Annotated in this window: 12 protein-coding genes; 8 read left to right on the top strand and 4 right to left on the bottom strand. The window is 22.4% G+C overall.

What is annotated here, in order from left to right; genetic code table 4:
* Window positions 1-197: 197 nt before the first annotated feature.
* On the bottom strand, window positions 198-320 hold the full coding sequence (locus T403_RS04325) for a helix-turn-helix domain-containing protein (RefSeq protein WP_276211249.1): 123 nt from the start codon (window positions 318-320) through the stop codon (window positions 198-200).
* Window positions 321-746: 426 nt separating this feature from the next.
* Here T403_RS04325 and T403_RS0100610 point away from each other — a divergent pair, with 426 nt between their 5' ends.
* The 8 genes from T403_RS0100610 (at window position 747) to T403_RS0100580 (ending at window position 10,417) form a co-directional block, all read left to right on the top strand.
* The gene (locus tag T403_RS0100610) at window positions 747-3,104 is read left to right on the top strand and encodes a P68 family surface lipoprotein (protein WP_033160877.1); all 2,358 of its coding nucleotides are present in this window, start codon (window positions 747-749) and stop codon (window positions 3,102-3,104) included.
* 7 nt (window positions 3,105-3,111) lie between these two features.
* A complete protein-coding gene (locus tag T403_RS04200) occupies window positions 3,112-3,885 on the top strand; it encodes a thermonuclease family protein (protein WP_051619015.1) in 774 nt (257 codons plus the stop codon).
* Window positions 3,886-3,922: 37 nt separating this feature from the next.
* A complete protein-coding gene (locus T403_RS0100600; RefSeq protein WP_051619014.1) occupies window positions 3,923-5,659 on the top strand; it encodes an ABC transporter ATP-binding protein in 1,737 nt (578 codons plus the stop codon).
* Window positions 5,660-6,682 carry a carbohydrate ABC transporter permease gene (locus T403_RS0100595; protein WP_033160876.1) on the top strand — a complete coding sequence of 341 codons (1,023 nt, stop codon included), beginning with the start codon at window positions 5,660-5,662 and terminating at the stop codon, window positions 6,680-6,682.
* A complete protein-coding gene (locus T403_RS0100590; protein WP_033160875.1) occupies window positions 6,642-7,598 on the top strand; it encodes a carbohydrate ABC transporter permease in 957 nt (318 codons plus the stop codon). The genes T403_RS0100595 and T403_RS0100590 overlap by 41 nt, the downstream gene beginning before the upstream one ends.
* Before the next feature lie 2 nt (window positions 7,599-7,600).
* The gene (locus tag T403_RS04400) at window positions 7,601-7,762 is read left to right on the top strand and encodes a hypothetical protein (RefSeq protein ID WP_156933524.1); all 162 of its coding nucleotides are present in this window, start codon (window positions 7,601-7,603) and stop codon (window positions 7,760-7,762) included.
* Window positions 7,763-7,920: 158 nt separating this feature from the next.
* A complete protein-coding gene (locus T403_RS0100585; protein ID WP_033160874.1) occupies window positions 7,921-9,582 on the top strand; it encodes a hypothetical protein in 1,662 nt (553 codons plus the stop codon).
* Window positions 9,572-10,417, top strand: coding sequence for a hypothetical protein (locus T403_RS0100580; protein WP_033160873.1), 846 nt, complete (start codon window positions 9,572-9,574; stop codon window positions 10,415-10,417). The genes T403_RS0100585 and T403_RS0100580 overlap by 11 nt, the downstream gene beginning before the upstream one ends.
* A gap of 433 nt (window positions 10,418-10,850) precedes the next feature.
* On the opposite strand, the gene hinT is transcribed toward T403_RS0100580, so the two are convergent.
* From hinT to T403_RS0100560, 3 genes are read right to left on the bottom strand one after another with little or no spacing between them, the layout of a single operon-like run.
* The gene (hinT, locus tag T403_RS0100570; RefSeq protein WP_033160871.1) at window positions 10,851-11,171 is read right to left on the bottom strand and encodes a histidine triad protein HinT; all 321 of its coding nucleotides are present in this window, start codon (window positions 11,169-11,171) and stop codon (window positions 10,851-10,853) included.
* Complete coding sequence (locus T403_RS0100565) at window positions 11,164-12,798, bottom strand: HinT-interacting membrane complex lipoprotein P60 (protein ID WP_033160870.1); 1,635 nt, start codon at window positions 12,796-12,798, stop codon at window positions 11,164-11,166. Before T403_RS0100565 ends, hinT begins: the two co-directional genes overlap by 8 nt.
* Window positions 12,785-14,965 carry a HinT-interacting membrane complex protein P80 gene (locus tag T403_RS0100560; RefSeq protein ID WP_033160869.1) on the bottom strand — a complete coding sequence of 727 codons (2,181 nt, stop codon included), beginning with the start codon at window positions 14,963-14,965 and terminating at the stop codon, window positions 12,785-12,787. Before T403_RS0100560 ends, T403_RS0100565 begins: the two co-directional genes overlap by 14 nt.
* Between the last annotated feature and the right edge of the window lie 36 nt (window positions 14,966-15,001).

Here is a 15,001-nt window from a genome sequence, read left to right as displayed (position 1 = left end):
ATTTTAATGTCAGTATTATTTTTAATTCAATTTAGTGTAGCTTTTACTCCGAAAAAATTTTTATTATATTTTTCTTTAAAAACTTTATTAAATTTTTGATGATTTTCGTCAAAGAAATATTGAAAATAATATTTGTGATATTTTCTTTTTTTAGTTTTATAATTAGCGTAATTTGCTAAATAACCATATTCATGATGCTAATTTCTTTTAACTTCTCTGCTAACTGTTGAAACATTAACACCTAAAATTTTTGCAATTTGTCTTAATGATTTATTTTTTTGAAGCATCTGTTCAATTATTAATCTTTTATTTTTATCTAAATGATACTATTTTTTAGTATAATTATAAACTGTATAATTATTATTCATAGTTCTCCTTTTTTTAAATGGGGGGGCTTTTTTTATATAAAAAAAGTGCCCCCCCATTTAAAATTTTATTACTTTTTTAAAAATTTTAAATGTGTTGCACTTAGAAATAGAATTTGTGAACCTCTCCTTCTGGGGAGGTTTTTCTTCCCCTTTTTTAAAAATTTAATTAAATAAGTAAATTTTTAAAAAAGGGGAAGAAAAAAATGCACCCCTTTATAATTTTATTGTTTTTTTATTATAAAGTGTTGCATTTACTTTTAGAATTAAGGTATTTTTAACTTTTTTAATATTAATTTTTATTTTTTTATAAAAAAATAATAAAATTATATTAAGATAAAAAAATAACAAATGAAAATTAAATTTTAGGAGTAAAAATATATGAAATTTAAAAAAGCGAAAAAGAAATTATTATACTCAGGTTTATTGTTAGCGTCAGCTGCAACCTTAACAAGTGTAATTTCTTGTGGTGGCGCTGGTAGGTATGATCAAACAAATGATCAAAAGTTAGTTATTGCTTCAACATTTAGTTCATCTGGTGATACAAAAAAAGCATTAGATAAAATTGTTGAAAAATGAAATAAACACGTTGAAGCTTTAAAAGATGATAAAACTTTAATGAAAGTAGAAATTGAATCATTATCTGGTGGATATAGTGGTTTAACTGAAACATTAAATCAAAAATTAAATGTTAGATCTAAAGATAGTTTATATAACATAATGTTTAATTATCCAAATGTAGTTGGACTTTTAAATAGATATGATATGAAATTAAATTTAGCTGGAACAACTGAAGAAGAAAAAGAAGTTGGCCTACTTAAAACAATTAAAGATAATTACGATGAAAATGTTTTATTCGGTAATACTGGTGTTGATAAAATAGCAAAAGACAAGGAAGAAGATACATTGTGATTAATTCCTTCTAATAGCTCAACTGAAATTTTATCTATAAATAGCTCAGTTATGTCTTATATTTTAGATGAAGCTGTTAAAACTGGTGAAGCTACTATAAAAGCTGAGGATAAAACATTTTTTGAAAATATTAAAACCAAAGGAGCTAAGGATAAAGAAACTGTTAAAAAGATTTGAAAAGAATATGTTTCTAACGCTGATGCATTAAAAGGATATGAATTTAAAAAATCTGCTTTAGAATCTTATGAAGGTATATTTGAATTATCAAAAAGAATAAAAAAAGCATTTCCAAAAGCTTCTGAAGGTGGAGCGGATTCTAAAGCGGATAATGTTTTAGGTTTAGATGCTTTAGCTAATACTGTATATTCAATGATGTCTTCTATATTGAATAAAAATTCATCTGATTTAATCTATAATGATGAAACTAAAAAGTTTTATGAAGATTGATATAAAGAAAGTGAAAATAGTGAATCTAAAAAAATCTATGAAAATTTTAATAATGAAATATTTAAAAAAATATTTGAACTATTAGAAACTCAAACACTATTTTTAAAAACAGCTGGTGATTATTCATCTAACAGATTTAAAACTCATAGATTATTATTCCAAATTTCATCTTCTACAGGTTATAAACATAATTATGTTGAAACCGATGTTGAAGGATGAAATTATGAACTAAAAAAAGATGGTAAAGTTACTGATTTTTCAAGCAGCAATTTAGAGAAAAAAAGTTTATCAAAAATTAAAAAACCAACTGATGATGAAATAGAAAAAGGTATTGTATTAAAATACATTGTTGAATCTGGTGATAAAAAACATGAAAACGTAGTTTATGAGGAAAAATTTGATTTTAACACCATTAAAAAAGATGATAAAAATACTAAATATAATAAAAAATTTAGCCTTGAATTATCTAATGATAATAAAACTTCTTTCATGAAATTTTTAAATGAAAAAACAAATTATAATACTGCAAAAGCTGATGAAGAAATAAATTTATATTTATCTACCGACAGCACTTTATTAAATTTTTTTGATGAAATTATAGGTGAAAAAGCTAAAGAAGAAAAGAAAAATGAAAATAAAGATTGAACCGACGATATATCTCTTTTAAGCAAAGACGGTAAAAACAAAGTTGTATTTATCCATTCAAAATTCGTAAATTCAACAACAACTCATCCAAGATTTAATCTTAAACTAGAAAAACCAAACCCTACAAAAACATTGCAAAAAGAAGAAATTATAGCTTTAGAAGCTCCTTATTATGCAAAAAATGATCAAGTAGGAAATGATAATATTATAAAAAATATTACGCTTCAAGGCCCAAGTATTTTTGGAATGCACTCTAATAAAGAAGAAAATTTAGCTACACTTAAATTTTTAAAATGAATGTTAACCGACAAATATGATTGATCTAAAGATGATAAAGATTTTAAAGAAAATAATAAAAAAATTACTGAAAAAATGACAGCAATGAATTATTTTGTTAGAAAATCAGGATATATTCCATTAAGTGCTGATAGACCAAAAGTTGAAATTAAACAATTAACAGGTGCTGAAAGTTTTGCAACAATCGGTAAACAAATGTTTGAAAAAGCATTTAAAGATCCAAGTAAATATCGATTAAACCAAGACGCGGTTGAAGTTAGAGCTGATGCTTTCAGAAGTGCGATAGATGATAGTTTTGCAGATCTTAAAAATAGATTAGATTCAACAATTGATTCAAACGAAACTAAAGAAGTTAAAGATAGTAAAATAAAAGAAGAAGGAAAATTCAAAGAATTTCTAAAAAAATTCAAATTAAAATTAGGAACTAGATTTAAGTAATCAATATATGAAAAAAAAATTTTTAAAATTCTCACTTATTTTATCATTACCATTAGTGAGTGCAGTTGCTTTTGCATCTTGCGGTTATAATAAACTAGATGAAAAAGAATATGACGTTCAAAAATTAGAAGGTGTAAGCGCACTAAAGGCAAAAGTGATAAAGTGAATTGATGGAGATACATTAACAATTGAATTTTTAGATGATTCACTAGCATTTAAAAAAGGAAATAAAAAGAATGTAAGAATTGAAGGGATAGACACTCCTGAAAAAGGTATTGTAAGTAAAACGGGCTATATACCTACTGAAGGAATAGAAAAAGAATATGCAGACAAAGTCACAAAATTTGCTGAAAAATTAATTCCTAAAAATTCAAAAATTTTATATGTATTTAACGGAACTAAACCAGGGGAAACTTTTGATAGAATAGTTGGTCATATTTATTTCAAAGACAAAGATAATAAATATAAAAATTATTCAACAAAGATAATTAAAGAAGGTTATACCGTTCCAAATTGAGATAGAAAACTTTTTGATAGTGATGAAAAAGTTGGCTATTATGAAGCGCCTTTTGCATATAATGCATTTTTTGAAGCTTGAAAAAATCAAAAAAACATGTATAAAGATACAAAATTCTTGGATTTTTTATCACTCGATACAAAATTAAAAAAAATATATGTAAAACATGGTTATGGTAACGGTTTAAGTTATATGGATAAAAATCAAGAAGACAATTTTTATTCTGATTATAAATTTATAGAAAAAATTTTAAATGAAGAATAATTTAATTAAAATTAAATTTTTACTAAAAAGGTAAGTTATGAATCAAGAAATTGAAAATAATAAAAAAATAATAAAAAAAATTAAAGAATCAGCTGATGAAAGATTTAAAATAAGAAAGTCAATCAATGCAATAGAAATTAAAGATTTAGTTGTTGATTTTGGAGAAACAATTGCTATTAATAATGTTAATTTTGAAGTTCAAAAAGGTGAACTAGTTACTTTATTAGGACCTAGTGGTTGTGGTAAAACTACAATTTTAAATTCAATAGCTGGTTTGATAACTCCAACTAGCGGTCAAATTATTTTTGAAGGAATTGACGTTACTAAAGCATCGCCACAAGAAAGAAAAATTGGTGTTGTTTTTCAAAACTACGCTCTTTATCCCCATCTTAATTGTTATGATAATATAGCATTTCCACTTACAAATGATAAAAATTGAAAAATTAGTGTTCAAGAAAAATCATTAACAAGTTTTCACAAAGCTAAAGCTTTGGTTTACAAAAAAAATGGAGCAAGTGAGCAAGAAATAAATGAGTACAACAATGCTTTATATAACTATTTAGATGTATACAAACAATTAGAAATCGAAATAAACAATATCACTTCAAATTTATATAGACTTTTAAGTTACTTAGAAAAATTAAAAGAAATGATTCCACTACATAAGCAAGCTTCAATTGATAAAGAAATAGAAAAAGTAACAAAAACATTAAAAAATTCAACATCTGTTGAAGAAAAAAGTAAAATTAAAGCAATTTATAAAGAAAATATTATTAAAATCAAAAATAAATTTAAAAAACAAAAAGAATTTATTAAAGATCAAATAAAAGTTGAAAAAAATAGAATTAAAAATTCAAAAGAATTAGAAGAATTAAAACAAAAGAAAAAAGATTTAAAAATTTTACATAAATTTACAAAAAAAGAATATTTTGATTATGATAAAAATCTTAAAAATAAATATTCATTAAATTTAGATAAATTAGATCAAGAAGAATTAAAAAAATATAATGAATTAATGTTAAATAATAAAAGTGTTTCTAAATCAATCGAAGAGAGAGTGCTAGAGGTTGCTTCTAAAGTAGAAATAACAAAACAATTAGCAAAAAAACCAACACAACTTTCAGGTGGTCAGCAACAAAGGGTTGCTATTGCTAGAGGAATAGCTAGAGAGCCTAAAATTATATTATTAGATGAACCTTTATCCAATTTAGATGCTAAACTTAGGGTTCAAACAAGAGCTTGAATTAAGAAATTTCAAAAAACTTTAGATCTAACAACAATATTCGTTACTCACGATCAAGAAGAGGCGATGTCTATTTCTGACAAAATTATTTGTATGTCTAACGGTTTAATTCAACAAATTGGTTCACCAAGTGATTTATACAATAAACCTAAAAATGAGTTTGTTGCTAAATTCTTGGGAGTTCCAGAGATGTCAATTTTTGAAGCTTCTGTTGAAAACAATGAAATTAAAGCAAATAATATTATTATAAAAAAATTAAATAAAGACATAAAATTAGATAAAATTCATTTTGGAATTAGTGCTGAACATATTATCGAAGATGATAATGGCGAATTAGAAGGTCAAATTTTAAATGTTGAATTTTTAGGTAAAGAAATTTTCGCTAAAATCGAAGTAGAAAACATCGGTGTTTTTAACGCTTTTTTAAGAAAAAAAGATTTTTATAATGAAAATGAAACTATAAGATTTAAACTTTTAGAAAATAAAATTCATTTTTTTGACACAACAACAAAAGAAAGAGTGGAAATTTAAATGAATTTAAAAGATAAAATCTTTTTATATTGAAAATTTAAAAAATCCAAAAAAACTAAAGTAAATAACTTAGGTATCTTAAATAAAAAAGTATTTTTTGGTATTCCATTTAGTTTATTATTACCATCAATTTTAATAATTTTATTATTTACTATTTTTCCCTTTATATATTCTATTATTAAATCGTTTAGTTATAATGATGATCTAAATGACGCTTTTTCAGTAAAAGTTGGTTTTGAAGCTTATAGAATTGTAGCTAATGATCCATTTTTTCAAATTGCTGTAAGAAACTCATTAATATATGCTATTCTTGCATTGCCTTTATCATTGATTTGTTCTGTATTAATATCAGCTGTTATAGCTAATTTATATAAAAAATGAGCAAAAGGTTTTTGACAAACTGTTTTCTTTTTACCTTATGTAACTAATGCGGTAGCTATATCATTAGCCTTTGTTTATTTATTTGATCATGAAGTTGGAATAATTAATAGTGTTTTTGGATTAAATACAAAATGATTAGCAAGTGGAGAAAGCGCTTCGTATAAACCAATAATTATAATTTTAATTTATGGTATTTGAAAAAATTTAGCATTTCAAATTTTAATTATTACAACCGCAATGTTAAGTGTAAGTAAAAGCATATATAAAGCGGCAACTGTAGATGGAGCAAGTAAACTAAAACAATTTTTTAGAATAACACTCCCTTCTATTAATAAAACATTTAATTTTTTAATTACAATTGGAATTTTAGGTGGTATCAAAGTTTTCCCGTTAGCAATTTTTGAAAATAATATATCTAAAGCTGAAAGTAATGGTGGTATGACAATTATGTTATACATTTATAAAGCTGTAAAAAGTGGAACATATGATCTAGCGGGAGCTACAACAGTTATTTTGTTCTCGCTTGGAGTTGCCTTTTCAACAGTTTTAAAAAATAGTTTTAAATTAATAATTTACACATCTAATAAGTTAGGAGAAAGAAATGTTCTGAATAAAGTTAAAAATTCAAAATTCGTTTTCTAACTATATCAAAAAGAAAAAAACAGAAAAAATATTAGAAGAAGTAAAAAACACTTCTAAAGTTAATATTATTGCTGCTATTTTATTTAAATTGCTAGTTTTATTAACATTTGGTTTCATCATTTTAATTCCTTTTTACATAATGATTGTTTTATCAATTTCCCCTGATGATCAAGCCAATGATGTTTATCCTGTTATTATTCCAAATTCTATTAATTTTAGCGCTTTTAGTCGTGCTATTCAAGAAGATTATTGAAAATCACTTGGTTGAACATTTTTAATAACTGTTATTTCAGTTATTGTAAAAATATTCTTTTCATCAACATTTGGTTATGCCTTTTCAATTAGAAAATGAAGATTTAAAAAATTAACATGATTATTCTTTTTATCAGTGTTAATTTTACCAGAGGTTGCATTATTAATTGGGCAATATAGAACTATTATCATCTTACAATGAGAAAAAGAGCCAACATTTTTAGCACTAGCATTAATGATGCCTTTTGCTGCTTCAGTTTTTTCAGGTTATATGTATAGAAATGCTTTTGAAGCAATTCCTGATCGTATTAAAGAAGCTTCCATGGTAGATGGTTGTTCTGGAATTAAATACTTTTTTAAAATAGCTTTACCTATGGTAAGTCCTACAACTTGAACAGTAGGAATTTTAACAGCATTTGCTGCTTGAAATTCATTTTTATGACCATTATTATTATTAGGAAAAGATTCATCAATTAAACTAATTAATATTTATTTATTAGATGTAGGTATTAATCCAGATAATGATTCCCCAATTCAAGTGTTTAAAAATGTAAAAATGGCGGGAGCTATTATGGCGATACTTCCAATGTTTATAGCATATTTCTTATTTAGAAAAAGAATTTTAAACGCAATATCAAGACAAGGTTCAACAATTAAAGGATAATTATGAATTTAATTAAATTATTTAAATTAAAAAAAAGAACAAATAACATTTTTTCAATAATTTTAATTTCTATTGTTTTGATAATTGGATTAATTCTAACAGCTGTAGCACTTTATGGTGTCGGCATTATACTTAATTCAATTTTTACGGGTCAATTTTTATAGATATTCTTATTTTACAACCAAGCTTAAGCTTGGTTTTTTTATTTTTTTAAATAAAAAATAAACTTTACTTAAATGTTGTAATTTTAGTATTAAATAAATAATTTTATAAAAGAAATTGATTAAATTTTAATCATAAAAAAAAGGAAACATTTTTACAAATGAAAGACATAAAAAAAACAAATATTTTTTCAGATTTTGAATTATTTTTAAACAACAAAATTAAAATTTTTAAAAAGAATAATCCAAAAAATTTAGAATTAAAGTTAATTCTTAAAGGTAGTTATGTCTTAAAAAAAAATAATCAAATAAACAGAAATTTTAACGATATTGATATTTGCTTTTCGCACAATACAAAACAATCTACTAAAGAAAAATTTTTATTATTTTTGAAACAAGAAATCAAAGATTCTACTTATGATGAAAACTTGTTTGTTTTTTATTGAAAAAATATAAAAATTGAGTTTATAGCTTTAGAAAATATAAATTTAAAATTTTGTAAACAAATAAAAAACTCTGATTTATTTTTTCTAAAATTAAATTTCCATATTTTTCAAGTGTTTTTATCTTTAGCATATATTATGGTTCCTGTTTTTCAACATAATAGGGAACAAAAAATTTTAAATATTGAAAAAGATTTAACAAAGATTTTAAATTTTAATACATTAAATTTAAATATAAATGAAAAAATTAATGAAGAATTTTTAATGAGTCAAATTTATACATCTACAATTATTTCTTTTCACTACAATTATAAATATTTACCAATAAACAATTTTTTAAATAATTTTAAAAAATTTAATTTTTTAGAAAAAATTTTGAATTTTTGAGATTCTATTAATGTAAATATAAAATTAAAAAAAATAATTTCAAATTCAAATAATTTTCTATACATTTTATCTAACGAAAAAGAAAATATGATTGATTTTTTAAAATTTCCCAGTTTACCAGGTTTTGAAATCAGCATCATAAATAAATTTTTGAATAAGTTAGATTCATTAAAAGATAAAAATACTTATGATGTAGAAAATATCAATAATAATTTTATTTTGCTTTCTAATCAAAAAAATAAAATTTTATACACTATCAACAGTGATGAAGTAGGTGGCATTTTATTTAATAATAAAATTTATGATTTAGGGAAAATAAATTGAGGTTCTAAACCAATTTGCATTTACGACCAAAATAGTAATTATTTAAAAACAATATTAAGCAAAAAACAAAATGACGATATTTTTTCAGCAAAAAAAATTAAAAAAATAAATAAGTTTAATTTGCTTTTAACGAAAAAAAATGATTTTAAAAAAAACGAAATTTATCAAATTTTACCTGAAAGCAAATTTGATATTAATTCAAAAGAATTGTCATCAAGAAATTTAGATAATAGATTAAATTTACTTTTATTTTATTATTTTTTCATAACAAAAAAAGATTTTGTTTTAACAACTAAAAAAGAAGTAGGCTCAACCCCTTTTAAAGATGTTGAATTTAAAAATAAAATCAACGCATTTAACAAAATAATAAATTTAGAAATTTTCGAAATTCCTGATTGAGATACTGAAAAAATTTTAATAAAAGTAGCTGATAATTTTAGTGTTGCAAATATGAAACTTATCAATGAAATTAAAAATTTTTTAGATACATATTACATACCATATAAATTATTTTTCGACACTAAATCTGCACATATTACCGAATTTCAAAATTTCAACAATTCAATAACAATATCAATTGGAGCGAATAAAATTCATTCAACCTTTTCAAAAGCAACGCTTAAAAACTTTTTATATTTAATGAATTTTATTTGAGAATATGAAAGCTAATTTATTTAAATATATTTTTGCTATTTTTATTTCTTTAATAGGATCTGAAAGTTTTAAATTAGGATCTTCATTATATATATTTAGATTTCAAGGCAGTCAATGTTTTATTGTCTTAATGTATTTATTAATACAAGTACCCGCTTTTATTATTTATATTTTTAGTAAAAAATTATCAAAAATTAATTCAAAATTTTCATTAATTTTATCTGATATTTTGTCGATTTTTCTTTTATCTTTATCGATTGTTTTCTTTTTTACATTATCAAAAAATTTTGAAAAAGTTTTTTCAATTTCACTTATTGTTTTGAATTCTGCTTTAGCTTTTGTACACTCTTTTAGGTTTATACATTTAAAGAATATTTTATATTTTTGTACTAAAATTGAAGAAGAAGTAAAAAAATATAATTATGTAACTACATGAGCAACATCAATTGCATTTTTAATGTTTCCATTATTTTCTTTATTTTTCAATTATTTTAGCTATTATTATTTAATCTTTTTTAATATATTTACTTATTTATTAAGTGCAATTCTTTATTATTTAATTAAATTAAATAAAAACCCTATTATATTTTCAGAATTGAAAAAAGGGAATATAGTTAATATTAAAACAAACAAATATAATAAATGATTTTTCACAATATTTTTTTCAATAATTATAGGAGTTGTTTTATATCCAAAGCAATCGGGGATGTTTCAATATCTAGGTTATTCTAAGTTTGAATTCATTAGTTTAGAAACAGCAACTATAATCATTTCGATGGTAAGTTCCTTTTTTGGCTTTTTAGGCGCTATAGTTATTCAACTTTTAAATAAAAACAAAAAAAATGAATAATTTAATAATTTTTGTTTCAAGTTCATTAATAATGTCAATGATAGGGATTGTGTGAATTATTTTTGTAAAACAAAATAACTCATTAAACTCTTTTATAACTTATATTTTTGTTATTTCATTACAGCAATTCTTTTTTTCATTGTTGATTTCACTATATTATAATTACAATTATAGTTTTTTCACTAGAGAAAATAATTCATTTCAATTAGGAATTTCAATTATATTTAGATCTATAATTAGTTCACTAATTATATTTTTATTTACATTTTTTTCACAAAATTATAATTATCGAATTGCGTTTATTCTTTATATAATTATATTGATTTTTTTAAGCATCTTTACAAATTATTTTTTATATAAAAATATAAGTAAAAGAAAAAATAAAAAATGATATTAAAAAAATCCTCCACTTTACAGGAGGATTTTTAATTAATTATTCTTCGCTTGGTATGATGTGAATATGAGTGTGGAATACAACTTGTTTAGCTTCCGGTTCATTATTTACAATTAATCTAAAACCTTTAACATTTAATTTTTTGATTTGTAATAAAGCTAATTCTCTAGCTTTTAACATTGCATAACTTAAATCTTCGTCACTTATTGTAATTAAATTTCTAGAATAATTTTTAGGAACTACTAGAAAATGTCCTTTAGTAACAGGAAATTTATCCATGAAAGCAATAACTTTATCATCTTCATAAATAATTTCAGCAGGTAGTTCTTTTTTAATTATTTTTAAAAAAAGTTTATCCATTATTATTTCCTTGATTATCTTTATTTTGTTCTTCTAATTGTTTTAAAACACTATCAACTAATTCTAATTTATAACCTTTTTCTTCATAAAATTCTTTAACTTCATTAAATAAGTTAATTTCATCAGCTAAATAAAGATTATGGATTAATTTTTCTTTTTCTTCTTTAGTATTTCATGGTGTTTCATTGAATGAAAAATAAATTTTCTTTATTTTATTTTGAGTAACTTCTTTATTAAATAAAGGAGTGATAGGTAGAATATATGATAATGATAAGAAAGAATTATCGTTTTGTTCATCGAAAAATGAAACAAATTCAGGTAATTTAGATAATTCTTTTCCATTTTCTGGATATTGTGTGTTAGTAAAAATTGTTGTTGAATTTCAACTTAATCCTTCAGCTCAATAATAATTATTATATGTTTTTCCATTGCTATCAATAGTCATTTTAACTAATGCATCCACAACATTTGAAGAACTTGCGATAGGTACAATTCTTTCAATTTCGTATTTTACACCACTAACATCTGAAGAAGTTTTAATCTCTAAATCATCTTTAGTAACTTCACTACTTGTCTTTGTTAAATTAAAATTACTTTTAATTTTAACAGGGAATGCTTTTTTATCTTTTCAAAGATTGGCGGATTCTAAATCTTTCTTAGATACAAATTTTAAAGTATTTGTATCTAAAAACCCACTTTTAATATATGGTTGTTTTTTTAATTCGTTTATTCTGTAAGAAACACCATATTTAGAAAAACCATTTTGATTATATAATAAACCTTTATAACCAAAAAGTTTTTTAACATCTATACTATCATTGAGTTTGTATAATTCAAAATCTTTAATTAATTTAGTAGTTTCTAAATTTTGTTTATCTTTGGGAATAAAAAAGTTAAAGTCATTCTCATCTTTAACAGTGACAAATTTTAATGTATGAACATCTGATGGATCCTCAGATTTATATGATCAAGTTTGAGCAACTTTTTTATTTAAAAGCAAATTAATTAAGAAAAAATCTTTGGAATTTATATCAATGTTTTCAAAAATTTCTTTTTGATTAAATTGATTTTTCGTTTCATCAAAAGCATCTTTATAAATTTTTGAACTTTGAATATCTTCTTTATTAATATTTGATAGATGATTCAAATTCAAAAGCATTTTATTTATCTTGCTACTTATTTGACTTTCACTTATGTTAAATAGAATTTTAAAACTATTTTCGCTAAAAATCTTTTGTGGTCCCGCATCATTTAATAATGTTTGAATTTCATTGTCTTTTACAAGGTTTTTGCCGATTAAATCAGTTATAATTTTAGATGTAAAATTATCGTTGGTTTTTAAATTGAAATTTTGATAATATTCAAAAGCATTTTTAGCATCTTTATAATATTGACTGTTTGAATCTAAAAATTGCTGAGCTAAATTTTTATCGCTTTTGTATCATTTATCCATTAATATTTGTTCAACAACTTTGTTTTCTAAAAATTCTTTTACTTCATTAGATTTTAATTTTTCATCTTCTATTATTTTTGAAGATGAACTTACAGTTTGTGAACAAGAGGAAAGAATAAAAGGAGTTAGTAAAATTCCAGAAACAAAAATTTTATTTAATTTATTTTTTTTCATTTTCCCCCTTTTGTAATTTTAATTTATTTAGAATTGCTTCATAATTTGAGCGACTATCTAAAGTGTTAGGTTTATTTATAAACTGTCAAATATTATTTTTAAAAATTAAATCTTTTGAAGAATTATTTTTTTTCAATTTTTCAATATGATTATTAACTTTATCAGAGAAATCAATCCCTTTTAAAGTGTAAAAAGATTCTATGAAAACATTAGTTTTTCTTTTTAAATTATTAATGTATTTATCTTTTGTTTCAGGAGTTTGGTTTTTTAACAATTTATCTCTAATATGATTATCAAAACTTTTTTGATTTAATAAATTAGCAACAATTATTTCATTTTTTTCAATATCTTGGAAAATTTTATTTAAATTTAATCTTGGGTTTTTTGAAGTTTTAAAATTGTTATTTGCATCAACTTGTATATCATCTAATATTGCCTTTTGAATGTCGTTAAATTTATTTATTATTTTTTTGTTAAATAAAACAACTTGATTATTTACAATCGCCATATATAAATTATTTTGTTTATTAATTAAATATAATGTAGCTAATTTGGTATTTTCTTTAAATGAAAATGCCTCTTTAAATATTTTTCCAATTTCTTCTAAATTTTCATTTGTTAATGAATTTATAAATTCTACTATTTTATCATTATAATTTCTGATTTCATCAACATCTTTACCTTTTAATTGATCAACATCAACTAATAAATCTTCTTTAGCGTATTTTTTAAAAATATTCTCTTTAATTTTCATTAAAATAGTTTGGCTAAATACTTTTTCTTTTTCTTCAGCTTTGAACAATTCGTCCAAGAGAATAAAACCATTTTCAACATTTTCATCAAAAATTTGAATTATATTTTTAAAACTTTCTTGACCTAAATTTCTTCCATTTTTAGAATTTAAATCTTTACTTATTGTATTTAATAAAATTCTATCATTAGCATTATCTAAAGCTTCGTTAGATTGCGCCCCTTTAAAATTTTCAATTAAATCAAAAATAGTTTTTACTTCTTGAACTTTGTTCTTATCATCTAATTTAATTATTGAATAGCCAAGTAATTCTTTCAATGTTGTTTGATCTATTTTTCAATTTTGTTTTGGATTTAAAATATCAGCTGTTATTTTTAAATTAAGTTTTGAAATGTTATAAAATTCTAATTTATCTTTAAAAATAGCTTTATCATTGAAATAAAATTCATTAATTAAGTTAAAAGCATTCATATATTTTTTAACAAAAGATTCAGACATGAAAGCGCTTACAAAAGCATTTTCTATTATTTTATTTCTTTCATCTTCTGTTTTAGCATTATTCTCTTCACCTAAATCAGTTGCTAGTTTAGCATTCATAGGCGCTGTCGAATCGTTTGTATCGCTTAAAACAATAATATCTTTAAAAAGTCTTTCGCCTTGTTTAAAAATAACATTATTTTTATCATCTACTATATCTTTTTTTAAAACTCTATATTTAATATCTTTTAATCTAAAGTTCTTGCTGATAGAAGTTTTAAATCTAGAAAAAGCTTTATTTTTTATTTCTTCATTAACTAAAAAATTAATAGCTTGTTCTTCGCTTATTGCTTTATTAAATCTTGGATCAGTAGCTAAAAATTTATTAAATTCAGTTTCTCAATTATTGAAACCAAAAGTCTTTTGAATTCTTTCTTTTTCATCATCTATAATCTTTTGTTTTTGTGCTTTTATTTCATCTAAGCTTTTCAATTTTGTTTTAAAATCATCATTAGCACTAGTTTTGTTTTCAACAAAAGAATTATCTCATGCCTCTTTAAATTTTTGTTCAGCTTTTAATTCTTCATTGTATAAAAAAGTTACAAGCTCTTGTTCTACTTTGCTAAATTCATCATTTTCAATATTTTTTTCACTTTTTAAAAGTTGATGTAAATCAGCCATTATTATATTTTTGCCATTAACTTTAGCTACAATATCATTATCGCTTCTTTGTTCAATAACTTTAACTTTTGTATTTGTTACACCAAGTGGGATTCCAATACCCAATCCTAAAATAGTAGCAAAAGCTAATGTACCTAAAATAATTTTAATTTTTTTTCTTCTCTTTTTTTGCTCAGGAGTCAATTCTTTCTTTTCTTTTTTTTCAATTTTAGAATTTAATCTAGCTATTTTTTTCTTTCAGTTTTCTTTTCCGGCCATTTAATGCCTCCTATTTTTAAAATATTTTTTTTAAAA

It is taken from the genome of Mycoplasma collis ATCC 35278 (genome assembly GCF_000701825.1).
Lineage (GTDB): Bacteria > Bacillota_I > Bacilli_A > Mycoplasmatales > Metamycoplasmataceae > Mesomycoplasma_A > Mesomycoplasma_A collis.
This window is presented reverse-complemented; position numbering and strand designations above follow the sequence as displayed.